General features: G+C 48.4%; 26 protein-coding genes. 18 read left to right on the top strand and 8 right to left on the bottom strand.

All coding sequences use genetic code 11. The features are described 5' to 3' along the window. Nucleotides 1–176 precede the first annotated feature (176 nt). From ribD to J7E21_RS00760, 7 genes are all read left to right on the top strand, one after another. Entirely contained in the window at nt 177–1,262 is a 1,086-nt protein-coding gene (gene ribD, locus J7E21_RS00790) for a bifunctional diaminohydroxyphosphoribosylaminopyrimidine deaminase/5-amino-6-(5-phosphoribosylamino)uracil reductase RibD (protein ID WP_215103835.1), read from the top strand. A 5-nt stretch (nt 1,263–1,267) separates the two neighbouring features. Beyond that, nucleotides 1,268–1,903, top strand: coding sequence for a riboflavin synthase (gene ribE, locus J7E21_RS00785; protein WP_215103833.1), 636 nt, complete (start codon nt 1,268–1,270; stop codon nt 1,901–1,903). A 12-nt stretch (nt 1,904–1,915) separates the two neighbouring features. Then, nucleotides 1,916–3,106, top strand: a complete 1,191-nt coding sequence (locus J7E21_RS00780; RefSeq protein WP_215103832.1) for a bifunctional 3,4-dihydroxy-2-butanone-4-phosphate synthase/GTP cyclohydrolase II — start codon at nt 1,916–1,918, stop codon at nt 3,104–3,106. 13 nt (nt 3,107–3,119) lie between these two features. Beyond that, nucleotides 3,120–3,587: a 6,7-dimethyl-8-ribityllumazine synthase gene (gene ribH / locus J7E21_RS00775; protein ID WP_215103830.1), complete on the top strand. Its 468-nt coding sequence runs from the start codon at nt 3,120–3,122 to the stop codon at nt 3,585–3,587. A gap of 411 nt (nt 3,588–3,998) precedes the next feature. Further along, nucleotides 3,999–4,184, top strand: coding sequence for a hypothetical protein (locus tag J7E21_RS00770; protein WP_215103828.1), 186 nt, complete (start codon nt 3,999–4,001; stop codon nt 4,182–4,184). 47 nt (nt 4,185–4,231) lie between these two features. Next, nucleotides 4,232–4,504: a DUF4212 domain-containing protein gene (locus J7E21_RS00765; RefSeq protein WP_215103826.1), complete on the top strand. Its 273-nt coding sequence runs from the start codon at nt 4,232–4,234 to the stop codon at nt 4,502–4,504. A gap of 59 nt (nt 4,505–4,563) precedes the next feature. Then, nucleotides 4,564–6,243 (top strand): sodium:solute symporter family protein, encoded by a 1,680-nt coding sequence (locus J7E21_RS00760; protein ID WP_215103824.1) that lies wholly within the window; start codon nt 4,564–4,566, stop codon nt 6,241–6,243. A 63-nt stretch (nt 6,244–6,306) separates the two neighbouring features. Here J7E21_RS00760 and J7E21_RS00755 read toward each other — a convergent pair whose 3' ends face one another. Next, nucleotides 6,307–7,353, bottom strand: coding sequence for a glycosyltransferase (locus tag J7E21_RS00755; protein WP_215103822.1), 1,047 nt, complete (start codon nt 7,351–7,353; stop codon nt 6,307–6,309). A gap of 157 nt (nt 7,354–7,510) precedes the next feature. After that, complete coding sequence (locus tag J7E21_RS00750) at nt 7,511–8,068, bottom strand: M15 family metallopeptidase (protein WP_251047737.1); 558 nt, start codon at nt 8,066–8,068, stop codon at nt 7,511–7,513. A 102-nt stretch (nt 8,069–8,170) separates the two neighbouring features. On the opposite strand from J7E21_RS00750, the gene nfsA reads away from it, so the two are divergent. Both nfsA and J7E21_RS00740 read left to right on the top strand, forming a co-directional pair. Beyond that, the gene (nfsA, locus tag J7E21_RS00745) at nt 8,171–8,902 is read left to right on the top strand and encodes an oxygen-insensitive NADPH nitroreductase (protein ID WP_215103820.1); all 732 of its coding nucleotides are present in this window, start codon (nt 8,171–8,173) and stop codon (nt 8,900–8,902) included. A 47-nt stretch (nt 8,903–8,949) separates the two neighbouring features. Beyond that, on the top strand, nt 8,950–9,564 hold the full coding sequence (locus J7E21_RS00740; RefSeq protein WP_215104190.1) for an NAD(P)-dependent oxidoreductase: 615 nt from the start codon (nt 8,950–8,952) through the stop codon (nt 9,562–9,564). Nucleotides 9,565–9,611: 47 nt separating this feature from the next. On the opposite strand, the gene J7E21_RS00735 is transcribed toward J7E21_RS00740, so the two are convergent. Together J7E21_RS00735 and J7E21_RS00730 are read right to left on the bottom strand one after the other, a co-directional pair. Then, the gene (locus tag J7E21_RS00735) at nt 9,612–10,553 is read right to left on the bottom strand and encodes an ABC transporter permease (protein WP_215103818.1); all 942 of its coding nucleotides are present in this window, start codon (nt 10,551–10,553) and stop codon (nt 9,612–9,614) included. Next, nucleotides 10,531–11,454 carry an ABC transporter ATP-binding protein gene (locus J7E21_RS00730; RefSeq protein ID WP_215103816.1) on the bottom strand — a complete coding sequence of 308 codons (924 nt, stop codon included), beginning with the start codon at nt 11,452–11,454 and terminating at the stop codon, nt 10,531–10,533. The genes J7E21_RS00735 and J7E21_RS00730 overlap by 23 nt, the downstream gene beginning before the upstream one ends. Before the next feature lie 147 nt (nt 11,455–11,601). Here J7E21_RS00730 and J7E21_RS00725 point away from each other — a divergent pair, with 147 nt between their 5' ends. Further along, nucleotides 11,602–12,021 (top strand): hypothetical protein, encoded by a 420-nt coding sequence (locus tag J7E21_RS00725; RefSeq protein ID WP_215103814.1) that lies wholly within the window; start codon nt 11,602–11,604, stop codon nt 12,019–12,021. A gap of 493 nt (nt 12,022–12,514) precedes the next feature. Here J7E21_RS00725 and J7E21_RS00720 read toward each other — a convergent pair whose 3' ends face one another. Together J7E21_RS00720 and J7E21_RS00715 are read right to left on the bottom strand one after the other, a co-directional pair. Next, entirely contained in the window at nt 12,515–12,769 is a 255-nt protein-coding gene (locus J7E21_RS00720) for a hypothetical protein (RefSeq protein WP_215103812.1), read from the bottom strand. Next, nucleotides 12,766–13,923 (bottom strand): class I SAM-dependent methyltransferase, encoded by a 1,158-nt coding sequence (locus J7E21_RS00715; protein ID WP_215103811.1) that lies wholly within the window; start codon nt 13,921–13,923, stop codon nt 12,766–12,768. Before J7E21_RS00715 ends, J7E21_RS00720 begins: the two co-directional genes overlap by 4 nt. A 151-nt stretch (nt 13,924–14,074) precedes the next feature. Between J7E21_RS00715 and J7E21_RS00710 the strand changes: the two genes are divergently transcribed. From J7E21_RS00710 to cydC, 4 genes are all read left to right on the top strand, one after another. Next, nucleotides 14,075–15,727: an AMP-binding protein gene (locus J7E21_RS00710; protein ID WP_215103809.1), complete on the top strand. Its 1,653-nt coding sequence runs from the start codon at nt 14,075–14,077 to the stop codon at nt 15,725–15,727. A gap of 434 nt (nt 15,728–16,161) precedes the next feature. Beyond that, nucleotides 16,162–16,311, top strand: a complete 150-nt coding sequence (locus J7E21_RS00705; protein WP_215103807.1) for a hypothetical protein — start codon at nt 16,162–16,164, stop codon at nt 16,309–16,311. A gap of 184 nt (nt 16,312–16,495) precedes the next feature. Further along, nucleotides 16,496–18,220 (top strand): thiol reductant ABC exporter subunit CydD, encoded by a 1,725-nt coding sequence (cydD, locus tag J7E21_RS00700; protein WP_215103804.1) that lies wholly within the window; start codon nt 16,496–16,498, stop codon nt 18,218–18,220. Beyond that, nucleotides 18,213–19,916 carry a thiol reductant ABC exporter subunit CydC gene (gene cydC, locus J7E21_RS00695; protein ID WP_215103802.1) on the top strand — a complete coding sequence of 568 codons (1,704 nt, stop codon included), beginning with the start codon at nt 18,213–18,215 and terminating at the stop codon, nt 19,914–19,916. Before cydD ends, cydC begins: the two co-directional genes overlap by 8 nt. 69 nt (nt 19,917–19,985) lie before the next feature. On the opposite strand, the gene J7E21_RS00690 is transcribed toward cydC, so the two are convergent. Further along, nucleotides 19,986–20,216, bottom strand: a complete 231-nt coding sequence (locus J7E21_RS00690) for a hypothetical protein (protein ID WP_215103800.1) — start codon at nt 20,214–20,216, stop codon at nt 19,986–19,988. Nucleotides 20,217–20,424: 208 nt separating this feature from the next. Between J7E21_RS00690 and desA the strand changes: the two genes are divergently transcribed. The 3 genes from desA (at nt 20,425) to J7E21_RS00675 (ending at nt 23,338) form a co-directional block, all read left to right on the top strand. Next, nucleotides 20,425–21,444 (top strand): Delta(5) desaturase DesA, encoded by a 1,020-nt coding sequence (desA, locus tag J7E21_RS00685; RefSeq protein WP_215103798.1) that lies wholly within the window; start codon nt 20,425–20,427, stop codon nt 21,442–21,444. Between the two features lie 167 nt (nt 21,445–21,611). Beyond that, nucleotides 21,612–22,751, top strand: coding sequence for a sensor histidine kinase (locus J7E21_RS00680; protein ID WP_215103797.1), 1,140 nt, complete (start codon nt 21,612–21,614; stop codon nt 22,749–22,751). Continuing rightward, entirely contained in the window at nt 22,748–23,338 is a 591-nt protein-coding gene (locus J7E21_RS00675) for a response regulator (protein WP_215103796.1), read from the top strand. The genes J7E21_RS00680 and J7E21_RS00675 overlap by 4 nt, the downstream gene beginning before the upstream one ends. A gap of 56 nt (nt 23,339–23,394) precedes the next feature. Here J7E21_RS00675 and J7E21_RS00670 read toward each other — a convergent pair whose 3' ends face one another. Beyond that, on the bottom strand, nt 23,395–23,757 hold the full coding sequence (locus tag J7E21_RS00670) for a DUF2188 domain-containing protein (protein WP_215103795.1): 363 nt from the start codon (nt 23,755–23,757) through the stop codon (nt 23,395–23,397). Between the two features lie 110 nt (nt 23,758–23,867). Here J7E21_RS00670 and putP point away from each other — a divergent pair, with 110 nt between their 5' ends. Further along, nucleotides 23,868–25,391 (top strand): sodium/proline symporter PutP, encoded by a 1,524-nt coding sequence (gene putP / locus J7E21_RS00665; RefSeq protein ID WP_215103794.1) that lies wholly within the window; start codon nt 23,868–23,870, stop codon nt 25,389–25,391. The last annotated feature ends 196 nt before the right edge of the window (nt 25,392–25,587 follow it).

Genomic DNA, 25,587 nt, shown 5'->3' with positions numbered 1-25,587 from the left:
TCGAAGCCCGTGAGCCTTTCGGGGCAGGATTTGGTGCAAGTCCAAAGCCGACAGTTAAAGTCTGGATGGGAGAAGGAAGAACACGGAAATTATAGTATTCGCTATAGTTTTATTTCCAATTGTCTTCTAACCCATTGATCAGTCAATGGGTTTTTATTTTTAAAAGAGGTGATTCAGTGGACGATCAGCAATTCATGAAGCAAGCACTTGATTTGGCGAAATCAGCCGCCGGGCAAACATCCCCTAATCCGCTCGTCGGTTCGGTGATTGTCAAGAATGGCCGCATTATCGGTATGGGCGCCCATTTGAAAGCAGGCGAAGCACATGCAGAAGTCCATGCGCTCCGTATGGCAGGAAGTGCGGCACAAGATGCGGATTTATACGTGACGCTTGAGCCTTGCAGCCATTACGGCCGGACAGGGCCGTGTGCAGATGCGATTATCCGCGCTGGCATTCGGCGTGTCGTTGTCGCAGTGCTCGATCCGAATCCGCTCGTTTCAGGTAATGGTGTCAAGAAGCTTAAATCCGCCGGAATTACAGTGGAGATCGGTGTCTGTGAAGCTGAAGCACTCGAGCTGAACCGGATGTTCTTTACCTTTATCCGCAAAAATCGCCCTTTTGTTTCATTGAAACACGCCATCACATTGGATGGTAAAATCGCTACACGTGGCGGACGCTCCGAGAAAATCACAGGACCCGCAGTACAGCAGGATGTCCACAAACTGCGTTTTCTGCACGATGCCATTTTAGTCGGCGCACAAACCGTGGCGCTCGACAACCCGCGCTTGACCAATCGGTTCGCTGATTCCGAGAAGCAGCCGATTCGCGTTGTGTTGGATCACGATTTGCGTATTCCGCTAGAAAGCCACATCATCCAAGTGCCTGATGCCCCTACTTGGATCATTGCCGGCTCGAATGCCGATATTGAAAATCGTGCAGCGCAGTTTCCGGCGCATGTCACCGTTCTGCAAGTGGACGGTTCGCGCGTTGAAATCGCGGCGGCATTGAAATTGCTTGCTGAGCACAATGTTTTGTCTGTCTTGGTGGAAGGCGGACAAAAAATCAATACCGCATTTTTAAAAAGCGGGCAAGTGGATGAAATCGTCACTTATATTGCTCCCGTCATTCTCGGCGACGCGGGAACCGTTTCCGTATTTGGCGACCTTCAGACTGGTGCTGCAGAAAACGGCATCCGGCTGGAGACGCAGACTGTGGAGCGTATCGGCAACGACTTGAAAATCACTTCCACCTTGAAGGAGTGACAGAGATGTTTACAGGCATTATCGAAGAAACAGGACAGCTCGCGGGCACAAAGCGCAGCACGTCCAGTATGGAAATGATCATCCGTGCAAAGCTTGTGCTTGAAGATACAAAAATTGGCGACAGCATTTCCGTTGAAGGGGTGTGCTTGACGGTAACGTCTTTATCGAGTGACCGCTTTACGGTGGATGTCATGCCGGAAACCTATCACGGAACAACGCTTTCTTCTTTAAGCACTTCGAGTGCCGTCAATTTGGAGCGCGCGATGGCCGCAAATGGGCGTTTCGGCGGCCACCTTGTTGCCGGCCATGTCGATGGTGTCGGAAAGATTCTGCGCAAGCGGCCTCAGGAAAATGCACTGTATATCGATATTACAGCGCCAGCCGAACTCATTGCGCAGTCCATCGTTAAAGGGTCAGTGGCGGTCGATGGCATCAGCTTAACCATTTTTGAACTCGGTGAAAGCCATTTGACGGTATCACTCATTCCGCATACCGCTGGAGAAACGACTTTAGGCGGGAAAAAAATAGGCGATTCAGTCAATCTCGAAACCGACATGTTCGGAAAATATGTGCAGCGTTTTATGGAACATGCGCCAAAACAACCGATGAACGCCGATTATTTACGGCGTCACGGATTTTAAAGGAGCAAACCGATGCTAAACACAATCGAAGAAGCAGTAAAGGATTTGCAGTCAGGAAAAATCATTATTTTGGTTGATGATGAATCACGGGAAAATGAAGGAGATTTCGTGTGCCTCGCGGAGCATGCGTCACCGCAAAACATCAATTTTATGGCCACGCACGGCAAAGGGCTTATTTGCACGCCGGTCTCGCCGGACATTGCATTGCGCTTGAAGCTCGATCAAATGGTCAGCAATAATACCGACCATCACGAAACGGCGTTTACTGTAAGCATCGACCATAAAGATGCGACGACAGGCATCAGTGCATTCGAGCGCTCTAGCACCATTTTGCAGATGCTTGATACGAAAGCGGTGCCACAAGATTTCAAGCGTCCGGGCCATATTTTTCCGCTCGTCGCTAAAGCGGGAGGCGTCTTTCAGCGCCAAGGTCATACAGAAGCATCAGTCGATTTGGCAAGAATTAGCGGCAGTGAACCCGCAGCGGTCATTTGTGAAATCATGAACCCCGACGGTTCGATGTCACGCATGCCGGACTTGGAAAAAATGGCTGCCGAGTTCGATATAAAGCTCATCACAATCGAAGATTTATATGCGTACCGGGCAGAAAAAGATTCGCTCATCAAACGCGAATCGACTGTCCACATGCCGACTGATTTCGGCGAGTTCAAGATGGTCGGCTATTCAAACCGGCTGGATACAGAAGAACATGTCGCCATTGTCAAAGGCCATCCAGAGTTAGAAGAAGCGCCGATTGTCCGCATCCATTCGGAGTGTCTGACTGGGGATATTTTCCATTCCCGTCGCTGTGATTGCGGTGCCCAGCTCAGCAAATCGCTCGAGCTGATCGAAGAGGCAGGCGCAGGCATTATTCTTTATATGCGGCAGGAAGGGCGCGGCATCGGTTTGTTGAACAAGCTGAAAGCGTACGAACTTCAGGAGCAAGGCTTGGACACGGTCGAGGCGAACGAACAGCTCGGCTTTCCGGCAGAAATGCGCGACTATACCTTATGCGCGATGATGCTGAAAGACTTAGGGGTATCGCGTGTGAGGTTGCTGACGAACAATCCGGCAAAGACCGATGCGTTGGTCGAATACGGTATTGAAGTGGAAGAGCGGCTCGCGCTGATCATTCCACCGACAAAAGACAACACACAATATATGGCGACAAAAAAACATCGGATGCATCATATCATTGACTGAGGAGTGTTCATAAATGGAAACAGTATACGAAGCAAATTTAATCGGCTCGGATTTAAAAATAGGAATCGTCACGGGGAGATTCAACGACTTTATCACATCCCGCCTATTGGACGGCGCGGTAGATGGTTTGGTGCGTCACGGCGTCAGCAAAGAAAACATCGACACGGCGTGGGTGCCTGGAGCATTTGAATTGCCGCTTATCGCGAAGAAAATGGCGGAAACGAAAAAATACGACGCGGTCATCGCGCTCGGTACCGTAATACGCGGAGCGACGACTCATTATGATTATGTCTGCAGCGAAGCCGCAAAAGGCATCGCGCAAGCCGGCATGTCGACAGGTGTTCCGGTCATCTTCGGTGTGCTGACGACGGAAACGATAGAACAGGCGATTGAACGGGCTGGCACAAAAGCCGGGAACAAAGGCTATGAATCAGCCGTTTCAGCAGTCGAAATGGGCAATTTGATAAAAGCATTCGACTGACCACTAGACAGTTGCGAGAGTCTGTAAGGATTTGATATTTGCACGTTTGATTAGAAAAAAACAGCAGCTTTTCTTCATTAAGATGCCTGTTCAACAAAGCTGTATAAAAAATAAAATAAAATGAGCGTGCATTCTTTTATGAATGAACGCTCATTTTTTTTGCGTAAATTCCGCGTCAAATCAACTGGTAAGCAAGATTTCTGACCGTAACATTTTGGCTTCAAGAGAAATTTTATTTGAATCTCATTATAAAAATGCATTGACAATTAGCAGAAGTTTTAGAATAATGAAAAAGAAAACTTCTGTTATCCTTAAAATGGAAAGGAAGGAGGAAAGCTTGCTCACGATGAAACATAGGTCTAGTCTACTGTTATGAAGTTTTGATAGCGTTTTCAAAAAAGGAGTGAGTAGATGATTTGGGTTCTTTCTTTGAGCCTCATCACCATCTTGTCAGTAATCGCAGGGCTGAGAAAGCGGAAGCCTTTATATTTCTTAGTTCCTGTAGCTTCGCTTTTTACATTCATGCTCGTCAAAGTCATTATGGTGCCGTTGCCTTTCGTGGATACGGTCCGCTTTATTTTCCAGTTAAGGGGATGATGGCGGAAAGATGACTCGATTTCAAAATCGACAAAGGGGTGGGAGAGTTGAGGAAAATCGATAAAAAACAGGCGGATTCCTATTTTCGGATCCGTACTATATTGATCACCATCTATTTACTAATCGGATTTGTGGCATCATTCGTTGTGGTGTTCTTTGCAGAAGAGCTATCAGGGTTCACCGTCAATGGAATGCCGTTCCATTACTTTATGGGGGCGCAGGGTGCAATCTTGATCTTCATTATTCTGTTGTTTGTGAATGCCATCGTCAATGACCGGGTCGATAAGAAGTTTGGTCTGGACCAAGACCAGAAGCAATAGCATCGGCTTATAATTGAAAGACCATACAAAGTTCCTGTACTTACAAAGGGGGAGACGCAGTGGATTCACAATTTCTCGTGTCACTTGTATTAATCCTGGTGACCTTCGGATTATATATCGGCATCGCCGTCTACAATATGGCGAAGCAAACTTCTGATTTCTATGTAGCCGGCCGCAACGTGCCGGCAGTATTCAACGGGATGGCAATCGGTGCGGACTGGATGAGCGCTGCCTCCTTCATCGGGCTGGCGGGAACCGTCATGCTGCTCGGATATGACGGGCTTGCCTATATTATGGGTTGGACTGGCGGATATTTGCTTTTGACCTTTTTACTGGCGCCGCAGCTCCGAAAATCAGGACGTTATACGGTTCCGGAATTCATCGGTGACCGCTACCGCAGCAGCGCGGCGCGTTTAATCGCCGCAGTAGCTACCATCCTTATCAGTTTCACCTATGCCATCGGCCAGCTATCGGGTTCTGGTGTCGTCATCGGACGGCTACTAGAAGTACATACAGCGGTGGGCACAATCATCGGGGTAGTCTTGATCGCATTCTATTCGGCACTTGGCGGGATGAAGGGGATTACTTGGACACAAGTAGCGCAATATTTGGTTCTGATCAGCGCTTACTTGATCCCTGTTATTTTCATGTCCTTGCAGCTGACGAATAATCCGATTCCGTGGATGTCTTACGGGCAAATTGTCGGAGAGCTCCAGCTATTGGATCAGCAGCTCGGTGTCTCTGAATACATCGTTCCGTTTACGGAAGCAACTAAATGGCAATTCCTTGCACTTATGTTTACTTTGATGGCTGGGACAGCCGGTTTACCTCACGTAATTGTCCGTTTCTACACTGTTTCTACAATGAAAGCGGCTCGTTGGAGCGGAGCATGGGCGATTTTGTTCATCGGCTTGCTTTACTTGTCAGCTCCAGCATACGCTGCATTTTCTCGTTTCATCTTAATGACGCAAGTGGCAGGTTCTTCCATTGCAGATCTTCCGGCTTGGACCGCATCTTGGGTTAATACCGGTTCTTTATCGGTTGCAGATACGAACGGAGACGGGATTCTGCAATGGGAAGAAATTGTCATCAGCAACGATATCGTCGTCATGGCGACGCCTGAAATCGCCAACCTCGGCGTCTTTGTCATCGGTTTAATGGCAGCCGGCGCGATGGCTGCGGCGCTCTCAACAGCGGGCGGCCTGATGATCGCGATTTCCGCTGCCTTGTCACAGGATATTTACTACCGCTCGATCAACCCGCAAGCGACTGAGCGCAAGCGTCTTTTCGTTGGGCGTGTATCGATCATCGTCGCGACTGTTGCGGCAGGTATTGTCGCATTGAATCCACCGGGCGCGATTACGCAAATCGTTGCGTGGGCGTTCGCGCTCGCATCCGGTACCTTCTTCCCAGCGCTCATTCTCGGCGTATGGTGGAGACGTGCGAACGGACCAGGCGTCATTGCCGGGATGTTGGTCGGCCTGACCGTCACATTGGGGTATATCTTCGCTGCTAAATATGGCGGCTTCACAATACTCGGCATCATTGACACTGGGGCAGGCGTCTTCGGCGCAGCAGCAGCGTTCATTACGATCATTGTCGTCTCATTAGCGACGAAAGCACCGACGAAAGAAGCACAGGAAGAAGTTCTGGACTTACGCTACCCAGAAGGCATGACATATAAAGACGGTGAAGTTTGGCGCACCGATCCGGCCGAAACGAAACGTCCGGAGCATTAAAAAAAAGAGCGATAGCTTCCGGCTATCGCTCTTTTTTTGATTTTTTTTGATAAGGGCTGCCCATCACTCTTTGCGGAATACCCACGCACGCTGGGCGACAAATCCGAAGATGAAGAGGACGGTATCGACTACCACCTTCAAGATGACTTCGCCGCGGCCGAGCCACTCTGCATACAGCAAGTGAACCGAAGTGGCGGAAGCGGTCATGATAAAGGCGGCCAAAACATAATAGCGCAGCAAGGATTGTTTCGACCCTTGTTTAAAGACTTTGTTGCGGTTGATGTAATAATTGAACAGCGATGACAGAATGCGGGCCGCAACAGTGGCGATGATGATGAACATCTCGGGTGATTCTTCGCGCAAAATCTGCACGAACAGCCAAAATAATCCGATGTCGAGACCGAAAGAAGCAGCCCCTGATATTCCATACAATAAAAACACTTTGTAAATATGAAAGGAATCCCGGAGCGGATGGAAATGGGATGATTTATTATCGTCCAAATACACTGTTTCGATCGTCACTTCCGACACCGGGATGTAGTTTTTCTTTAATGCGGCGAGCATATTCATTTCGTACTCAAAGCGTTCGCCGAGCACATCGAGCAAGCGCGGTAAATACTTTACGGGAATGCCCCGGAGGCCGGTTTGGGTATCTGTCAATACCGAGCCGGTCGACAAGCGGAACAATAGACGCGTAAACCGATTGCCGAAGCGGCTGCGAAACGGAATATCGGCCTTTGAAAAATCTCTTGCTCCGAGCACGATGTGGTTTGGTGAAGCTTCGAGCTCTTTAGTGATTTTCACCATATCCGACACCAAGTGCTGGCCGTCTGCATCGGCTGTGACTATGGCTTCAATCGGCAATTTTTGATTAAGGATATGATGGAAGACGGTTTTCAGTGCCCGTCCTTTTCCTTGATTGATGGCGTGATGCAACAAGGTCACTTCCGGAATTTCTTTGATCTCGTCAAAAAAACCTTCAAAAGCCGGCCCGCTGCCATCATTGACGACGATGACCCGGGAAAAGCCGGCTTGAATCGCTTCTTCAATTGTTAGTTTGCACGTTTCCTCCGGTTTATAAGCCGGAATGACAAGGGCGAATTGATTCACAGGCAACCTCTTTCCATTTCTGAAACCAGAAATCATTTAGATAGAGCATATATTCTATATAAGCACAGTACCCCAATTCCGGTGCTTTAGTCGCGCTCATTCGGAATTGCCTGTTTCCATAGGAGAAGAAATGAGGTTTTTCCGTAAAGATATACGTTCAATCCGTGATAACGTCTTCGGGGCGATAGCCTTCTTGTAGCTGGCGGATCGATAATCCGAAGTCCAGCTGCAAATGCGGATAATCTTTAAAGCGGACCCAATCGCCGCCCCATTCAAAGCCAAGCTCTTTGGCGATGTCTGCGACTTCGAACCAGTCGGGGCGCCCGCTGCCATTGTCATCCCGTTCGATGTCCCAAACGACTGAACCATCAGGCAGACGTAAAGCAAAGTCGATCGCCAAGCCGTAATTGTGGTACGATTCACCGCCTTCTGCGTAAGTGACAATATTGCCGTTGGCGGAGCGGCCTTGCTGGTGAAGTTGGTCCTGTTCAATGGTCGAACGGAACCCATCGGTGATGCCGATGTCGATGCCGATGTCGTCGGCTCGAGCAATCAGCTCATCGCGTTTGTTTTCGACAATCGGATGGAGAGCGGTCGGCAGGGGGCGTTCTGCGCGTTCTTTGCGGATCTCCATTTCGCGCTCGATCCACACGAATAAAAAAGCACCTAATATAAAGAGGAACAGCAGGGAAAAAACGGTGCGGAATGTTTTCAATGGTTTCACCTCATAAAATAATTGTAACAAAAAACCTTAAGCAAGTATCCGGCGGGAGTTTTTGGTACGATAGGAGAAACAGATTCTTTGGAGGGATACATAATGGTCATAGAGTTGATGAAATCACATGCATCGGTCCGCAATTATAAAGAACAGCAATTGACGCGGGAGCAAGTCAGTGAATTGATCGAAGCGGCACAGCATGCGGCAACTTCCCATTTCGTGCAAGCGTATTCAATCGTCTGGGTGACGGACGAAGACAAGCGCAAACGCCTCGGTGAGCTATCGAAAAACCCGAAACAGATGGAAGGGGCAGGCGCAGTGTTCCTTATGTGCGCGGACTATAACCGCCTCGGGCATGCCGTCAAAATGCAAGGTGAAGAAATTGTATTCGATCAGGCGGAAAACGTATTGGTCGCTGTAACGGACGTCGGACTGCTTGCGCAGAACTTGGTGCTTGCTGCCGAATCTAAAGGTTACGGCATTTGCTATATCGGCGGCGTCCGCAATAATATGGAAGAGATCAGCGAACTTGTGGGTCTTCCAAAAGGCGTCTTTCCTGTATACGGATTGACTGTCGGCGTTCCGAATGAATCAAATGAAGTCAAGCCGCGCCTTCCAGTAGAAGCCATTCTCCATGAAAATGAATACGACGAAACAAAATATGCAGAACTTTTGCCTGCTTATGATGAGACGGTTACGCAATACTACGCGGGACGCACGAGCAACCAAAAAATGGCAACATGGAGCGAACAAATGGCTGCGTTCCTGAAAAAACCGCATCGCCCGGACCTTAAAGAAGTATTGGCGAAGCGCGGCTATCTATTCAAATAGATGCAGTGGCAAATGCTGGCTGTTACTTTAGAGGAGGGTGATCAGTGATGAAAATTGCGTTATTCGGGGCCACGGGAAGAGTAGGAAGATATATCATCAAAATGGCACTTCGGGACGGGAATGAAGTGAAGGCCCTTGTGCGGACTGCGGATTTCGATCCTCACGACAACCTTGAAATCATCGTCGGGAATGTCCGAAATGCAGAGGATATCCGGCGAACGGTACAAGGAGCGGATGCTGTGATTAGCGCGATTGGAACCGATCGTACGACCACTTTATCGGATGCGACACCGCTCATCGTCCAGGCGATGGAAGCGGAAGGGGTGCGGCGCGTGATTACAATTGGCACAGCTGGCATTCTAAATAGCCGCTTCAGCCCCGGATTGCTCCGCTATCAAGGCGGCGATTCCAAGCGTCAATTGACGTTTGCCGCTGAAGAGCATGAAAGAGCCTATAAAACGCTGGAACAAAGTGATTTGGACTGGACGATCGTCTGTCCGACGTATTTGCCGGACGGGAAACCGAAAGGCTATTTCCGCTTTGAAAAAAATTACTTGCCGGAAGACGGCAAAGAAATTACGGCAGGCGATACCGCGTTGTTCGCTTACGAGCAACTGGAATCCGATGACTTCCTGAAAAGCCGTGTCGGTATTGCTTACTGAATTGAAAAAACGGCCCTTGAACTTATGTTCAAGGGCCGTTTTGCGTATTATGCAGTTACATCGCGCTTTGCGAATGTCCAATAACTGATCACCATGAAGATGAGGAAATAAACAGTCAATACGATTAATGACATCGTCATCGTGATGTCTGGAACCGGCATAAAGCCAGTATAGAATTGAGTTAAATCCGTATGGGTGAACAAATAATATTTGACGATTTCAAAGCGTTGCAGGAGGAAGACGACTTGCACACCTACAAACATCAGGAAAATCGAGACACCGATTGCCAGTGAACTGGAACGGAAAACCGTCCCGAGCATGAACGCGAAAGTCCCGATCATCCAAGTGCTAGCCAGACTGAGCACTGAAAGCTTTAATGCTTCTGCCCAATAAGAGCCTTCGACAACTTCCGAACCGTTCCATACTAAGAACGTGCCGTCTCCAATACCGAAGAATATCAAGCCCGCAACAGCGGTCGATGCAATCGTTATCACCGCAAACAATAAAGCAAAGAGCATCGTGGTAACATATTTAGATGTAAGTATTTTCCATCTTTTGACTGGACGTGTCAGCAACATTTTAATCGTCCCTTGCGAGAATTCGGCAGCGACAATTCCTGCGCCGACGATGACAGTGAACAATGTCACGAGCGACAACATCAAATGGGAGTCAAGCACTTGCTGCTGCAGGCTCTCGGTTTCGAAAGGTGCCGCATCATTCGCCAAGCGGTATTCGGTAATGGCAACTTGCTGTTCATAAAAATCCGTCTGGGCCGCGCCGAGATCCGGGTTTTGCAATTGGTCCTGATACATCACCATGTCCATCGTAGCCATTTCCTGCCAGTCAGCTTCAGGTGCCGGGGATGTGGAACCGATCCATTTGGTGATGCCCGCACTGGCGAAAAGGAGAACGATGAGCAGTCCGGCCATGACCCATGTCGCTTTTTTACTCCATAATTTCATCCATTCATTTTGTATGAGCTTGAGCAATTTCGCCGCCTCCAGTCATTTCCAGGAATTGATCTTCAAGTGTCGTGCGGTGCGGTTGGATCGTGTACAAGTCAATACCAGCGGTAATGAGCAATTTGACGGCGCCTGGGATATGTTCAGGTTCAGTATCAATCAAATAGCCGCGGTCATGGGGCTGCACGGAAAAACCGATTTCTTCGAGCACTTGTTTTGCCTGTTCTGCAGGCTTTGCTTCTATGTAATAACGGGATTTCTGATGTTCGTTGACATTTTTTATGTCGATCAGTTCACCATTTTGAATGATGGCGATCCGGTCGCACAGTAATTCAATCTCCGACAGCAAATGGCTGGAGACGAAAATGGCGACATTGTTTTCACTGGCGACTTTGCGCAAATACATCCGGAATTCGCGGATGCCTGAAGGGTCGAGGCCATTTGTCGGCTCATCCAAAATCAAAAACTCCGGATCGTTGAGAAGGGCTTGTGCGAGCCCAAGCCGCTGGCGCATGCCGAGTGAATACGATCCGACTTTTTCCTTGATGCGGTTTTGCATGCCAACTTGCTCGATCACTTCATCGATGCGAGCTTTCGTGACACCTTTATGCATGCGTGCGAAATGTACCAGGTTTTTATAGCCAGACATATACTTGTACATTTCTGGGTTTTCGACGATGACGCCGACCTTTTCGATGCTTGCTTCAAAATCATGGCGAACTGATTTGCCATTGATTAGAACATCGCCTTCTGTCGGGCGCATCAGTCCGACCATCATCCGGATCGTCGTCGTTTTACCGGAGCCATTCGGTCCGAGAAATCCGATGATTTCCCCTTTATGGAGATCCAAATTCAAATTTTTGATGATCTGTTTGTTGCCGATCGTCTTCGAGAGCTTGCGAATCTCGACAATTTTTTCATTGCTCATGAGAGCCACCTTCTTTCCGTTATGTATCCTTCAGTACTAACGATTGGACGCCTGGAAAGTTTCGTTTTTCTGGAAATCCGAGATGCTTAAGAACTGCTAAACGGGGAATAAAGGAATTAACAATGAATATATGGAGGGTTTAGGTATATGAAAGAGTTGCAGGAGAAAGAACAAGTACTCATGGCATATTACGCGCAGTATTATAAAGGCGCGACATTCGAAGAGGTGAAACAACTCGATGCAAGTTTGTCAGAAGGAATCAGTGAAGAGCGCTATGCTGAGGCGATGGAAGAGTTGAAAGCAGAAGGGTTGGTGCGCGGATTGGAGGCTGTCGAACAGCAAGAGCAAGAAGGCGTCGACACTCCGATGGCGACCAACGAAGGCATGCTGTATATTAACAATGTGCTGAATCTGCAGTCGGATGCCGTGGAAGATCATCAACTGGATTATTTGCAAAAGAATTTGGAGACGAGCCATCTTGAGCTGACGCTTGCGCCGGTGAAAACTTATATCGAGTCGGTCGTGAAAGAACAGGCGGAAGAAAAGCCGAACGACAACGCGCCTTAACTGGATATTGTGAATAATAAAAAGCCGCCATCTTCTAAAGGGGCGGCTTTTTTTATAGTTTAAAAGAGAGATGTGTACAGAGAGTATGAGGTAGGAGCTTCATCTCTAGCTTTAGTGAGATAGCTAACCTAATTACTCTTTCAAATAATGTGATGAGTAAAGCGTCTGCTTTTATGTAGTGAGGTGATTATCCGAATTTGTAAATGTATGAAGTTTTTTTTGGGATTCACTATTCTTCCAAAGCTTGAACTCCAGCCGATGAATCGTACTGAAGCGGTAGCATCCTAGGACACAAAAAACCAACAAAATGTCAAAGCAGCCGCGCGCTCACGGGTTTCTGGCTCAATACGGGAGTGTGCAGCGGATCTTTTGTGACGACTGCATGAATGGTGATTCCGTTGACTCTAGAGATCCAATCATCAACTTACACGCAAAAAATACATAACAAAAAGGAATCAACGAGGATCATTGATTCCTTTTTGCGCAGTTCTATTTACAATTCAAGCACAAAGAACGCCGTGAATATGGTGATGATAACCAAAGTGTTGGTGATGAACGACATTTTCTTGCTGACGGGTTCATCGAGTGCTGGGAAGCGTTCGACGAGCCTTATGCCGCCGTAGATTAAAGCCATCAACAGGACCAGTGTCACAATGAGCGGCATGTCGTAGACGCGGACATCGATAAAGCGGATGAGGATGACGGAAAAAGCGAGAATCATGCCGTTTACAAGATTTTTGCGTTTCATAAGAGCTCCTTCAATTCGTTTTCAAGAAATGGTTTAGCGCTTAACAGCTTGGTGAATTCCCGGTAGCGCTCAAGCTGTCCGGGAGCCGGCTTTCGATTCGTGCGATAGGCGCGGATCAAAATGTTTTTCGGTGTGTGCTCCATGTCGATGAATTCCATCAACTGTGTTTCGTAGCCGACCATGGACAAAAGTTCCGCACGGATCGAATCGGTCGCGAGTGCGCTGAAGCGTTCTTTGATCAAGCCGTGCTGGAGTATGACATCGAGCGGCGAGGACTTGATTTGGCTGTTGAGTTCATGCTGGCAGCACGGGACACTCAATATGACACCGGCGTTCCATTTGACGGCGCGGGCGAGCGCCATATCGGTCGCGACATCGCAGGCGTGCAAGGTGACGACCATATCGACTGCGGTGTCTTTGTCGTAATCGTTGATATCGCCGACGAGGAATTCGAGCTGCTCATAGTCGAGGTCGCGGGCGATGTTCTGGCAGTCCTCGATGACGCCCTTTTTCAAATCGAGTCCGGTGACGCGCAGGTCGAGGCCTTTTTCGATGCGCAAATAATGATACAGCGCGAAGGTCAAATACGATTTGCCGGAGCCGAAATCGAGTATGCGGATCGGCCGGTCTTTTGGCAGGTGGTCGAGTGCGTCGTCGATAAATTCAATGAAGCGGTTGATCTGGCGGAATTTGTCGTATTTCTGTTTTTTGACTTTGCCATCCGGCGACTGGACGCCGAGCCGCACAAGGAACGGATACGCAATGCCGTCTTCGAGCAAATAGGATTTTTTCCGGTTGTGGGACAGGTCGGCGGGCTGGCGCTCGGCGGCTTCGGATTTGAAGCTCACTTTGAACTTTTTGGTCAATTGGATCTGGACTTTTTCGTCGGTGAACTGGAACAAGCCTTGGCGGAACTCGGTGAACAGTCGTTCAAGTTCAGCAGCGGCTTGTTCGACTGACAGGTTTTGATGCTTCAAAATCTGTTCATATTGGTATTCGAACTGGATGCGGTAGCCTTCTTTCAGTTCAACCGGTTTAAGTTTAACCCGTTTTAAGTCTGCTGATTTTTGGCGCGGCTGGCTGATGGTGGCGTTGATGAGCGTGTGGTTCTGCAGTTTTTCCGCAAATTGCTCGTGCATAGTTTGGAGTTCCATGGAAAATTCCTTCCGTCTTTATGATAGCCCCATTTTATCACGCCTCGCAGTTTGGGGCGAGTTCGCAAGGCGGAGAAGGTGCTTTCCTTTTATTTGGAATTTTGCGATAATATACGTGGGATGAAAACGTTTTCAACTAGGGGGCAGTGAAATGGTAATTCTCGATAAAACAGTGGGCGAAATTGTGCGGGAGCAAGCGAAAAATTTTCCGGACACGGAAGCTTATGTCTATCCAGAGAGAGGCATCCGCAAAACTTACGCGGAATTCGATCAGGAAACCGATAAGCTGGCCAAAGCGTTCATGGGACTCGGCATAGAAAAAGGCGAGCATATCGCCATCTGGTCCGACAATAAGCGGGAATGGCTTTTGAGCCAATACGCAACAGGTAAAATGGGCGGCGTGCTGGTAACAGTCAACACAAGTTACCAGGCGAGTGAATTGGAATATTTATTGAAGCAATCGGATTCTACGACATTGATCTTAGGTGAAGAATTTAAAGGCACCAACTATATTGACGTATTAAATCAAGTTTGTCCGGAACTGGCCAAAGCTGGAAAAGGCCAACTCGACTCACCGAAGCTGCCGCATCTCAAACGCATCATTGTTATGAGCGACAATGAGTACCCGGGCATCTATACATGGAGTGAGTTTGAAGCCTTCTCCGAAAGAGTGGCGGATGAGCAGCTAGAAGAGCGCTTCCGTTCGATGAAGTCGGATGAGGTCATCAATATCCAGTATACGTCCGGGACGACAGGGTTCCCGAAAGGCGTTATGCTGACGCATCGCAACATCGTCAATAATGGCCGCCTTGTCGGCGATATGATGAACTTGAATGAAACCGACCGTTTGTGCATTCCGGTGCCGTTTTTCCATTGCTTCGGCTGTGTGCTTGGAACACTTGCAGCGGTGACGCACGGAACAACGATGGTCATTGCCGAGCAATTCGAACCAAAGCGCGTGCTTCAAATGGTGCAAGATGAGAAATGCACCGCGCTTCACGGCGTGCCGACGATGTTCATTGCTGAATTGAACCATCCGGAATTCGCCTCATTCGATACTTCGACACTGCGTACCGGCATCATGGCGGGGTCGACCTGCCCGATCGAAGTCATGAAAAAAGTCATCAGCGATATGGGCGCCAGCGAGATTACGATTGCTTATGGGCAAACGGAATCATCGCCGGTCATTACCCAAACCGGTGCCGACGATGCGATTGAAAAGCGCGTCTCGACCGTCGGGAAACCACATGACGGCGTGGAAGTGAAAATCATCGATCCGGCAACCGGCGAACAGGTGGTGAAAGGCTTGCCAGGCGAACTGTGCACACGAGGCTATTTAGTCATGAAAGGCTATTATAAAAATGAAGAGGCGACAAAAGAAGCAATCGATACCGAGGGCTGGCTGCATACCGGCGATATTGCGATCGAAGACGAAGACGGCTATATTTCCATCACCGGCCGCATTAAAGACATGGTCATCCGCGGCGGGGAAAATATTTACCCACGCGAAATTGAAGAGTTTCTCTATCAGCACCCCTCTGTCCAGGACGTACAAGTCGTCGGCGTGCCGGATCCGAAATACGGAGAAGAACTGATGGCGTGGGTCATTTTGAAAGACGGCGAAAAGCTCGACGCGGAAGAACTGCGAGCCTATTGCCACGGGAAGATCGCGCACCATAAAGTTCCGCGCTTTATCGAATTCATCGAAGAGTACCCGATGACCGCCTCGGGGAAAATCCAGAAGTTCAAACTCCGCGAAATGTCCGAAGAAATCGCGTTAAGCGAAGGGGCGAAGGGAAGCTAAGGCGATTCGTTTTCGATGCTTGAACGCAGGGGGAGTTGAACAAAGCTTAATAGACACAAGAAACCAGGTGAAGCCACTCATTCGCCTGGTATTTTTGCGTCGGGCGCAGGGGAGATTTCCTGAAAAACCTATCTTTTGTCGCTATGGCAAGCCTCATCATCTTTTGCGTTTTAGGGCAATTGATCAAGAGTTCGAAGCGATAAATAGCGGCAAAGATATACTTTTGGGGGGCGCATGCAGTGGGGTGGGGAAAGATTTAAGTTCTTTTGAAATAGGATTAATCATTTATTCTGCAATTTTCTTGTTCATTTAAATAAATAAATGATGCTGATTTGAAAAAAGATGAGTAGGCTTTGCGAAAAAAGGGTATAGAATTACATACTAAATCACGTGCAGCCTTGCAAGTGCCGAAGTCGAAAGGTGATGTGATTAGCATGATCACAAAAGAAGAAAAAGTGGTTTTCGAATACGAAATCAAGAAATTGACGGATGAGTACCAGAAATGTGCGGAAAGTCGGTTAAAGAAGAGAATTCAAGAAGATGCACTATGGTTGAAGTCGGTCGTTTTATGCGATGCCGGCTGAAAACAGCCGTAAACAATCATTTACGACTACTGCCTTGCAGGCACACTGCAAGGCTTTTCTTTTTGGGAAATGTGAACCGATTTGTAACAATTACTCTGAAAACTAGACGCTGCTTGGGCGTCCCGAAAGGAATCGGGGAGCCCCTCCTTTATAATGGAGCTAAGTGAAAGAAAGGGCGATGGGAATGGAGAATTTAAAGCAATTGGCCTACCGGCAAAACAAACGCATCCGCTTGTTGTTCCTCGCATCACTCACGAAGGGGCTGGCGATGATAGGCCAAGCTTTGTTTTTTGTTTGGGTGGCAGATGCGGTCTTTCTAAAAGCGGCATCTTTTGAAGAAGTGCTGCCGTTGCTCGGTGCCTTGCTGTTGGTGATTTTGCTGCGTGCAGGCGCGAGCTATTGGATCGGGCGGCTCGGGATCATGCTATCAATAGAAGCGAGACGCAATCTACGGCGTGATGTCATTCATTCATATAAAGAAAATCCGCTGCAAGCATCGATTGCCGGACAGTCGGGCAGGCGAATCGGCCTGTTGCTAGAAGCGATCGATGAGACAGACGGCTTTTTCAGTAAATACATCCCGCAAATGATTCAAAGCTATACGATTCCACTCATGCTGCTGGGGGTCATTTTTTACCTCAACTGGACGACGGGCCTTATTATTTTAATAACGGCACCATTCATTCCATTATTCATGGCGATTGTCGGGAAGCGCACCAAGCAAAAGGCCGATGAGAAAGTTGAACAGCTGGCAAGTTTTTCCGGTACGTTCCTCGACGTTTTGCAAGGCTTGACCACATTGCGTTTGTTCGGGCAAGCAAAGCGGCAAAGCCAGCTGATCCGGGACAATAGCTTGAAGTTCCGCGATTCGACAATGGACGTATTGAAATCGGCGTTTTTGTCTTCATTGACACTCGAATACATTTCGATGCTCAGCATCGGCATCGTGGCGCTCGAAATCGGGATACGACTCGTCGTATTCGACAACATCGCTTTTTTTCCGGCTTTTCTAGTGCTGTTGCTCGTTCCAGATTTCTTTAATTTGTTAAAGGATTTCGGCAGCGCATTCCATACCGCAAGAGGAAGCATCTCCTCTTCGGAATTGCTCCAAGCAGAGCTCACGAAGCAGCAGGAGCCGGTTAAATGGGGAAGTGCACCCGTACAAGCACCCGTACATTTGGCACTTGATGGAGTGGGCTTTCAATACGGAGACGGTTTTCAGTTGTCGCCGATAAGCATTGATATCCGTGCTGGGGCCACAACTGCGCTGATCGGCGCAAGTGGATCCGGGAAAAGCACCTTGATGAACATAATGGCGGGCTTGTTGCCGGCGAGCGAGGGGCGTCTATTAATCAATGGCATTCCGCAGCAACAAGTCAGTGAAGTCGCATGGTACCAAAATTTGAGCTACATCACACAAGATCCGTACGTGTTTTCCGGTACCATCAAAGAAAATATAGTAATCGGGGCAACTGGCCAAGTGGCGGATGGGGAATTGGCGCGTGCCGCACAAAAAGCCGGGATTATGGAACTTGTGGAGTCGCTTCCAGACGGTTTCAGCACATTGGTAGGAGAAGCGGGGCGCGGTTTGTCGGGCGGTGAAAAGCAGCGTTTGGTCTTGGCACGTGCCTTTTTGAAAAAGCCATCGCTTGTGTTCTTCGATGAACCGACCGCGGGGCTTGATCTTCGTACGGAACAAGTGCTGCAGCGGGCGATTGCGGAGCTTTCGCAAGAAGCGACGGTCATCACCATCGCTCATCGCCTTCATACGATCCAGCAAGCAGACCGCATCGTCGTTTTAGATGGCGGGAAGATCTCAGCGTTTGGCACGCATGAAGAGCTGCTAGTGAAGTTTGAGCCTTACCGACGCATGATCGATGCACAGCAAGGAGGTAAAATCCATGAGTGACTTAAAGGCCGTTTTTTGGCTGACGCTGAAGGAAAAAAGGGATGTTGCACTTGCTGTGTTGTTCGGCTTCCTGGCAGGGCTTGCCGGTGTGGCACTTCTCGGTGCGAGTGGATATTTGATTTCGAAGGCGGCATTGACGGCACAAATGACCACCTTGGTCGTCATGGCGGCGTCGCTGAAATTGTTCGGTTTTGCAGCAGCCATCACCCGTTACGGTGAAAGGTTATTTTCCCACCGGGCGACGTTCACGATGCTTGGCCATTTGCGCGGCAATCTTTTTGAACGCTTGTCGCCTTTAGCGCCCGGTATTTTCCAGCGGTACAAGAGCGGCGACCTGTTGTCTCGGATTGTCGGCGATGTGGAAAGTTTGCAGAACTTTCTGCTGCGCGTTCTGTATCCACCGATTGTCGTGGGGATGGTCCTGTTGGCGACGGTATTCTTTACGTCCTTCTACTCGCTGCCGGTCGCAATCGTCATTTTGGGCGGCGCGGTTTTCTCGGTCGTCATCTTGCCTATGTTTTTTGCTTACCGGAGACGCAACAAAAGCCATACGACAAGAGCGAGCCGCGGTGAGTTTGCGGCGGCGTCCGCTGAGTTTCTTTACGGCTTCCGTGATTTGAAGATCCATTTGGCGCTCGACCGGAAAAGTGAGGACTTGCAGGAGCAGGCGCACCGTTATGAACAAGCACAGCAAAAAGAAGGGCTCGAAGAAAATCGGGTCCAATCGATCAATGCACTTTTTGCTTTTTTGACTTCCTTTTTTGTCTTGGCGATCGGCGCGTATTTTGTCTCGACGGGTGAATTATCCGGTTTGTATTTGGCGATGCTCGTCATGGTATCATTAGGGGCGTTTGAAAATACAGGGCCGCTTGCAGCGTTGCCAGCTTATTTTGAAGAAAGCCGCATTGCTGCACGCCGCTTGGAAGAAGTCGTAGACCAGTCTCCGGATAACAGCACCGGGCTGATGAAACAAGGCTTGCCTGACATTACCGTGGATGACGTGTCCTACCACTATCCGAGTGATGGCCGCTTGGCGCTTGAGAACATCAGTTTCCACTTGCCGGCAGGCTCCAAAACAGCGATTGTCGGACCGAGCGGCTCAGGGAAATCGACGCTGTTGCTGCTGTTATTGAAAGTTATCGAGCCGGATGGAGGCAGTGTACAAATCGGCGGCTCGATGCTTGCGACCACGCAGCCGGAAAGCTTGTGGCAGCGCATGAATGTCGTGTTGCAAGACAATCATTTCTTTGCCGGAACGATTGAAAGCAATTTGCGCATCGCAAGCAGCGAAGCAAGGCCCGAACAATTGCAAGAAGCACTAGAGTTGGTCCGGCTCGCGCATTTGGAGTTGTCTGCCCCTGTGCTTGAAAAAGGCCGGAATTTATCCGGCGGCGAAAAGCAGCGCTTGGCGATGGCGCGTGCCTTTTTGAAAAGGGAACGGCTTTGGTTGTTAGATGAACCGTTTTCTTCCGTTGACGGATTGACGGCACAGTCCATCTACAAGGAATTGTTCACACGGCACGCAGACGATAGCTTCGTCGTCATCAGCCATGACTTGGCCGGGCTTGAAGCGATGGATCAAATTCTCGTGCTGGAAAACGGCCGCTTGATCGAAAGCGGCACATATGCGGAACTGATGGGCCGCCGAAGCTATTTCTACGGGCTGAAAAAAATAGAAGAGGAAATATTCGTCTAGCCAGTTTCGAGGCACAGTATGAAAATGAGGCGAGAGAAAAAGGCTCACCATTATAGGTGCGCCTTTTTGTTATTCCGCCAGTTGTTTTTGATGGTTCAACGCGTCTTGAAGTTTCATCTGCTCGAGTTCAAGGCGAAGCTTCTGCGTTTCGATGACATAATTGTCATGCTTCAGCTTTTCAAGTTCCAACTCCATTTGAAGCGTCTTTTGCTTCATTTTTTTCTGTTTAAGCACAAAATCCGATAAGATGGCGACTAGGGGGATGGAGAAAATCATAATGACAGCGACCAGTCCCGTCATAAGTTTCACCTCTATTCTGATTATTCTGTGTACGGTTAAGTATACATGTTTTGCTTGATTTTAGAAAGAAGCGGAAATCGTGCAAACCATGACAAGTGTCATGCTGAGAAACAGACGTTTATGTCTTATGGAGAAAGTGGAGAGGGCGTAATATGATATGTAACAAGTACATAAATGGGCACGCCCCATTTTAGGAGGAAGACAAGATATGAGTAGAGAGAAAACAGCGCAATTACGCAAATTTGTCGCCCCTTTTGAGAAAGCTGACGTCAAATCAAGCATTCAACAAATGGCCAATACAATTCCACCTTTTTTAATCCTATGGTTTTTAGCTTATCAGGCACTTAGTGTTTCGGTCTGGTTGACTGTCGGAATTTCGATCCTCGCTGCAGGCTTTGTCATCCGTACGTTCATCATTTTCCATGATTGCACACACGGGTCGTTCTTTAAAAACAAAAAAGCGAACGCAGTCGTCGGAACGATTACCGGCATATTAACGCTTTTCGCTTACGAAAAATGGAAACGCGAGCACGCAATCCATCACGCATCGAGCGGCAACCTCGACAAACGCGGAGTCGGCGACATTTGGGTTATGACAATCGATGAGTACGTGGCAGCTTCCAAATGGGAACGCTTCAAATATCGTATGTACCGCAACCCTCTTGTTATGTTCGGGGTCGGCCCGTTATTCCTTGTCTTGATCTCCAGCCGTTTCAACCGCAAAGATGCACGCAAAAAAGAACGCAACAATACGTATTTGATCAACATCTCATTGGTCGTCCTTTATACATTGATGATTTTGGCGATTGGCTGGCAGGCATTCCTGCTTATTCAGGGAACGATCATGTTCACAGCTGGTGCGCTCGGCATTTGGTTGTTCTACATCCAGCATACGTTTGAAGATGCGTATTTCGAAGACGAAAGCGAATGGGATTACGTGAAAGCGGCAGTAGATGGCAGCTCGTATTACGAATTGCCGAAAATGCTGCAATGGGTTACCGGAAACATTGGGTTCCACCATGTGCATCACTTGAGCCCGCGTGTTCCGAACTACAATTTGGAAAAAGCGCATGTTTCAGCACCACCTCTTCAGCAAGCAACTAAAATCAACCTGAAGACAAGCTTGAAATCCTTGAAATATAAAGTATACGATGAAGAAAATAAAACTTTTGTGACGTTCGGTGCCATCAAGCATTTGCTTGACAACCCCCGGACATCGCAACAATAAAGGTTAACTGTTCCAGCTTCGCATTATGCGTGGCTGGAACAGTTTTTTGTCGTAACTACACGTTCAAGACAGAGTGCAGTGATTTATTCCCATTAAAACAAATACAGTTTTTCTCTTTGCGCATAAGCTTTGGTATGATGAAAGGAAAGAAATCTTAGGAGGCAGTTATGCAAAACTGGTATCAAATTTTCCCCCGCAACACCTGGCTCAGCATTTATGCATGGACGATATTTTGCGTTTTGCCGTTCTTTTTCATCTTCCGTTCTTCATCTTCAGCTGAAATCGTTGCAGGCATCTTGTTGCTTGTTGCATTTTTTGTCGCATACCGCTTGTCCTTCAGCTCGAGATCTTTTCTCGTCTACCTGTGGGTCAGCGTGGAGATGGCCATCAACATCGCTATGATATTCCTGTTCGGATATGTTTATCTCGCGATTTTTCTTGCGTTCTTCATCGGCAATATCCGCAGCAAAGTCGGTTTTTTCATCATCTACGGCTTGCATATCGGCACCACCATTGCCGCGATCACCTATGGGCTGCTCATTGATTTTGAGTTATATATCTCACAATTGCCGTTTATCATTTTAAGTGTGCTCGGCGTGATTCTATTGCCGTTCAATACGTATAACCGACACAAACGCGAGAAGCTCGAAGGCGCGCTTGAAGATGCCAATAAACGAATTTCCCAGCTTGTCTTGATTGAAGAACGCGAGCGGATTGCGCGCGACCTTCACGACACGCTCGGCCAGAAATTGTCATTAATCGGCTTAAAAAGTGATTTAGCGGGAAAACTAATCAATAAGGATCCAAAGCGGGCAGCTGCAGAAATTCATGATGTTCGCCAGACGGCCAGGACCGCCTTAAAAGAAGTGCGGGAACTGGTGACGGATATGCGCGGCACCAAACTAGAAGATGAGCTGCTGCGTATCCAGCAAATTTTAAAAGCGGCCGATATCGATTTTGTTTTTTATGGCAGTGCCAAACTCGATAATACACCGTTATTGATGGAACATGTACTGAGCATGTGCTTGAAAGAAGCGGTCACCAATGTCGTCAAGCACAGCGCGGCAACCCGTTGTACAGTGCTGATCAAGCAATCGCCGAGTGAAATCCTCGTGCAAGTGCAGGACGACGGCATCGGGTTTCCGGACGGGAACCCGCTTATACAAGGACATGGGCTTGCCGGCATGAGGGAGCGGCTCGAATTCGTCAATGGTCAAGTGGACATTGAAGTCATGGATGGCACGACATTGAATATTCGGGTGCCGAACGTCATTCTCTATCAAAAAGCGGAGGGGAGAAATTCATGATTCGAATTGTACTAGCAGAAGACCAGCGCATGATGCTTGGTGCGCTCGGGTCATTACTGGATTTGGAGGAAGATTTGGAAGTGGTCGGCATGGCGCCGAACGGGGAGGAAGCAGTCCGTTTGGTGAAGGAGTTGAATCCGGATGTCTGCATCATGGACATTGAAATGCCGATCAAAAGCGGATTGGATGCGGCGGAAGCGTTGAAGGACCATCCGTGCAAAACGATCATCCTGACGACGTTCGCCCGTTCCGGCTATTTCGAGCGGGCGAGAAAAGCGGGAGTCAGCGGCTATTTATTGAAAGATAGCCCAAGCGAGGAGCTTGGGACATCGATCCGCACCATCATGGATGGACGGCGTATTTATGCACCTGAACTCGTGGATCTTGCCTATGCGGACAGCAACCCGCTGACGGAGCGCGAGCGGCAAGTGATGGAGCTGATTGCGGAAGGACGCAGCACGAAAGAGATTGCGAAAGAACTGTTCATTACGACCGGCACCGTGCGAAATTATATTTCCACAATTCTCGACAAGTTGGAAGCGAGCAACCGCATCGAAGCCATTGCCCGCTACCGGGAAAAAGGATGAAATGCAAAGGCGGCAGGACGGAAAAGTACTGGCTTTTCGCGTTCTGCCGTTTTGCATCAGTCATATAGTTTTTCCTGAAGCGAACCGTCATCCGCGTAAATATGCAGTTCGCCGTCATGGCGTTGGATATAGCGTTTCGCTTCCCCCATCAAGTCATCCTTCGTTTCTTCGATGAGGATGGCTTTTTTGCTGTCTTTTTTCTTCAATTGCCAGCCTTCTGAATGCTTGCGGATTTCATAGATTGGAGATTCCTTATTACCTTGGATTGTTTCGCGTGCTTGATCGAGTGCAATGGGGATAGCGCGCCCTTCTTCGTAACCGTCCCGCAACAGTGCATTGGCAATGTCGATCGCCTTCTCGCGAATGTCTGGATCCAAATTTTTGAAAGAATCCGGATAATCCTTCTTATTCCATGGCATATTTATCGCCTCCTTGCCCCTCTATCCCCATTTAAATAGGAAATAAAACGCAACCCCCCCCTTTTCATATAAACTCAATATGTTAAAGTGTTTAATAAGGAGGAGATGTCATGACAGATACAATTTATCAAATTATAGCTTTAGTCATTTATCTTGCAGCTATGCTATTCATTGGCTGGTATGCGTATAAGAAGACAGCCAACCTATCCGATTACATGCTCGGAGGAAGGGGACTTGGGCCTTCGGTTGCGGCGCTCAGTGCCGGGGCTTCCGATATGTCTGGATGGCTCTTGCTCGGGTTGCCGGGGGCAATTTATCTCGGAGGTCTTGTGGAAGTCTGGATCGCCATCGGACTTACGGTCGGTGCCTTCTTGAACTGGTTCTTTGTTGCGCCACGCCTGAGGATCTACTCGTTTGTCACGAGTGATTCCATCACCATTCCAAGCTTCTTAGAAAATCGTTTAAAAGACAGTTCGCGTCTATTGCGAATCGTTGCTGGTATTATCATTTTAATTTTCTTCACATTCTACGTTTCATCCGGCATGGTAGCTTCTGGATTATTCTTCCAGAGCTCATTCGGAATGGATTATCACCTTGGCCTCGTAATAGGCTCGGTGGTAGTTGTCGCTTATACTTTATTCGGCGGATTCCTCGCCGTCAGTTACACGGACTTTGTGCAAGGGATTATGATGTTCCTGGCGCTTATTGCAGTTCCAACTGTCGGGATTTTTGTTACCGGCGGATTGGAAGAAACTGCAGCAAGCATACGGGAAGTCGACCCGAACATGCTGAATCTAGTATCGGGTGCATCCACAATCGGCGTTATTTCTGCCGCAGCGTGGGGGCTTGGATACTTCGGCCAGCCACATATCATTGTCCGCTTTATGGCCATTAAAACTTTAGGGGAAGTTCGTACTGCCCGCCGCATCGGTATGGGCTGGATGATTCTTAGCCTACTAGGTGCCACTGGTACTGCATTGGTCGGGATTGCTTATTTCCAGCAAAATCCGACAGCGACATTAGTTGATCCGGAAGCGGTATTCTTGGACATGAGCCAAGTATTGTTCCACCCACTAGTCGCAGGTTTCGTTCTGGCGGCGGTTCTGGCAGCAGTCATGAGTACGATTTCTTCTCAATTGCTCGTCAGCTCGTCAGCATTGATCGAAGACTTGTACAAAATCGCCTTTAAGAAAGAATCGAGCGCCAAAGCCTATGTCATGCTCGGCCGCATTGCCGTAGCTGTCATCGCCGTTCTTGCTGCATCACTTGCATGGGAGCAGAACAATACCATTCTTGGTTTAGTCGCTTATGCATGGGCCGGATTCGGTGCCGCATTCGGGCCGATCATTTTGCTTTCCTTGTTCTGGCGCAAGCTCACTGCTAAAGGTGCGCTCACTGGTATGATCATCGGTGCTGTCACCGTTATCATTTGGAATCTTATGGGTACTGCACCTGATGAAGCAGGAGCCACTGAGCTCACGAACTTCATGGGCAGTGTCTATGAAATCATTCCTGGCTTTATCCTCTGTTGGTTAGCAACGTGGATTGTCAGCTTGATGACGTACAAGCCAAATGCTGAAATCGATGCAGAATTCGATGAAACAGTCCGTTTGATTCAAGAAGATAAAAAGTAACATTAAAAAAAGGCTATCCTGATAACTCAGGATAGCCTTTTTATATGTGGATTTCTCACGCTGTGTCCAGTATCATGAGGCGATTTATCCGGTTTGCTTAACATCCAGTGCCTGTGAACAGCTTAGTTGAGCAAAGCTTTTCTCGGAGTGGTTTTGCGGAATATCTACAGTGGAAATTTATTAGTTCAACTTATAT

Source organism: Planococcus sp. ISL-109, assembly GCF_018613655.1.
Classification (GTDB): domain Bacteria; phylum Bacillota; class Bacilli; order Bacillales_A; family Planococcaceae; genus Planococcus.
The sequence above is the reverse complement of the archived record's forward strand: the minus strand, read 5'-3'. Positions and strand labels throughout refer to the sequence as shown.

What these genes read in the sequence shown, in the direction of transcription:
- J7E21_RS00715 (WP_215103811.1), bottom strand. Translation starts at nt 13,923, where the DNA reads ATGGAACTCCAAACTATGCACGAGCAATTTGCGGAAAAACTGCAGAAC.
- J7E21_RS00705 (WP_215103807.1), top strand. Translation starts at nt 16,162, where the DNA reads ATGATCACAAAAGAAGAAAAAGTGGTTTTCGAATACGAAATCAAGAAA.
- J7E21_RS00740 (WP_215104190.1), top strand. Translation starts at nt 8,950, where the DNA reads ATGAAAATTGCGTTATTCGGGGCCACGGGAAGAGTAGGAAGATATATC.
- ribH (WP_215103830.1), top strand. Translation starts at nt 3,120, where the DNA reads ATGGAAACAGTATACGAAGCAAATTTAATCGGCTCGGATTTAAAAATA.
- cydC (WP_215103802.1), top strand. Translation starts at nt 18,213, where the DNA reads ATGAGTGACTTAAAGGCCGTTTTTTGGCTGACGCTGAAGGAAAAAAGG.
- J7E21_RS00710 (WP_215103809.1), top strand. Translation starts at nt 14,075, where the DNA reads ATGGTAATTCTCGATAAAACAGTGGGCGAAATTGTGCGGGAGCAAGCG.
- J7E21_RS00690 (WP_215103800.1), bottom strand. Translation starts at nt 20,216, where the DNA reads ATGACGGGACTGGTCGCTGTCATTATGATTTTCTCCATCCCCCTAGTC.
- J7E21_RS00675 (WP_215103796.1), top strand. Translation starts at nt 22,748, where the DNA reads ATGATTCGAATTGTACTAGCAGAAGACCAGCGCATGATGCTTGGTGCG.
- nfsA (WP_215103820.1), top strand. Translation starts at nt 8,171, where the DNA reads ATGGTCATAGAGTTGATGAAATCACATGCATCGGTCCGCAATTATAAA.
- putP (WP_215103794.1), top strand. Translation starts at nt 23,868, where the DNA reads ATGACAGATACAATTTATCAAATTATAGCTTTAGTCATTTATCTTGCA.
- J7E21_RS00725 (WP_215103814.1), top strand. Translation starts at nt 11,602, where the DNA reads ATGAAAGAGTTGCAGGAGAAAGAACAAGTACTCATGGCATATTACGCG.
- J7E21_RS00780 (WP_215103832.1), top strand. Translation starts at nt 1,916, where the DNA reads ATGCTAAACACAATCGAAGAAGCAGTAAAGGATTTGCAGTCAGGAAAA.
- cydD (WP_215103804.1), top strand. Translation starts at nt 16,496, where the DNA reads ATGGAGAATTTAAAGCAATTGGCCTACCGGCAAAACAAACGCATCCGC.
- J7E21_RS00730 (WP_215103816.1), bottom strand. Translation starts at nt 11,454, where the DNA reads ATGAGCAATGAAAAAATTGTCGAGATTCGCAAGCTCTCGAAGACGATC.
- J7E21_RS00670 (WP_215103795.1), bottom strand. Translation starts at nt 23,757, where the DNA reads ATGCCATGGAATAAGAAGGATTATCCGGATTCTTTCAAAAATTTGGAT.
- J7E21_RS00680 (WP_215103797.1), top strand. Translation starts at nt 21,612, where the DNA reads ATGCAAAACTGGTATCAAATTTTCCCCCGCAACACCTGGCTCAGCATT.
- J7E21_RS00720 (WP_215103812.1), bottom strand. Translation starts at nt 12,769, where the DNA reads ATGAAACGCAAAAATCTTGTAAACGGCATGATTCTCGCTTTTTCCGTC.
- ribE (WP_215103833.1), top strand. Translation starts at nt 1,268, where the DNA reads ATGTTTACAGGCATTATCGAAGAAACAGGACAGCTCGCGGGCACAAAG.
- desA (WP_215103798.1), top strand. Translation starts at nt 20,425, where the DNA reads ATGAGTAGAGAGAAAACAGCGCAATTACGCAAATTTGTCGCCCCTTTT.
- J7E21_RS00770 (WP_215103828.1), top strand. Translation starts at nt 3,999, where the DNA reads ATGATTTGGGTTCTTTCTTTGAGCCTCATCACCATCTTGTCAGTAATC.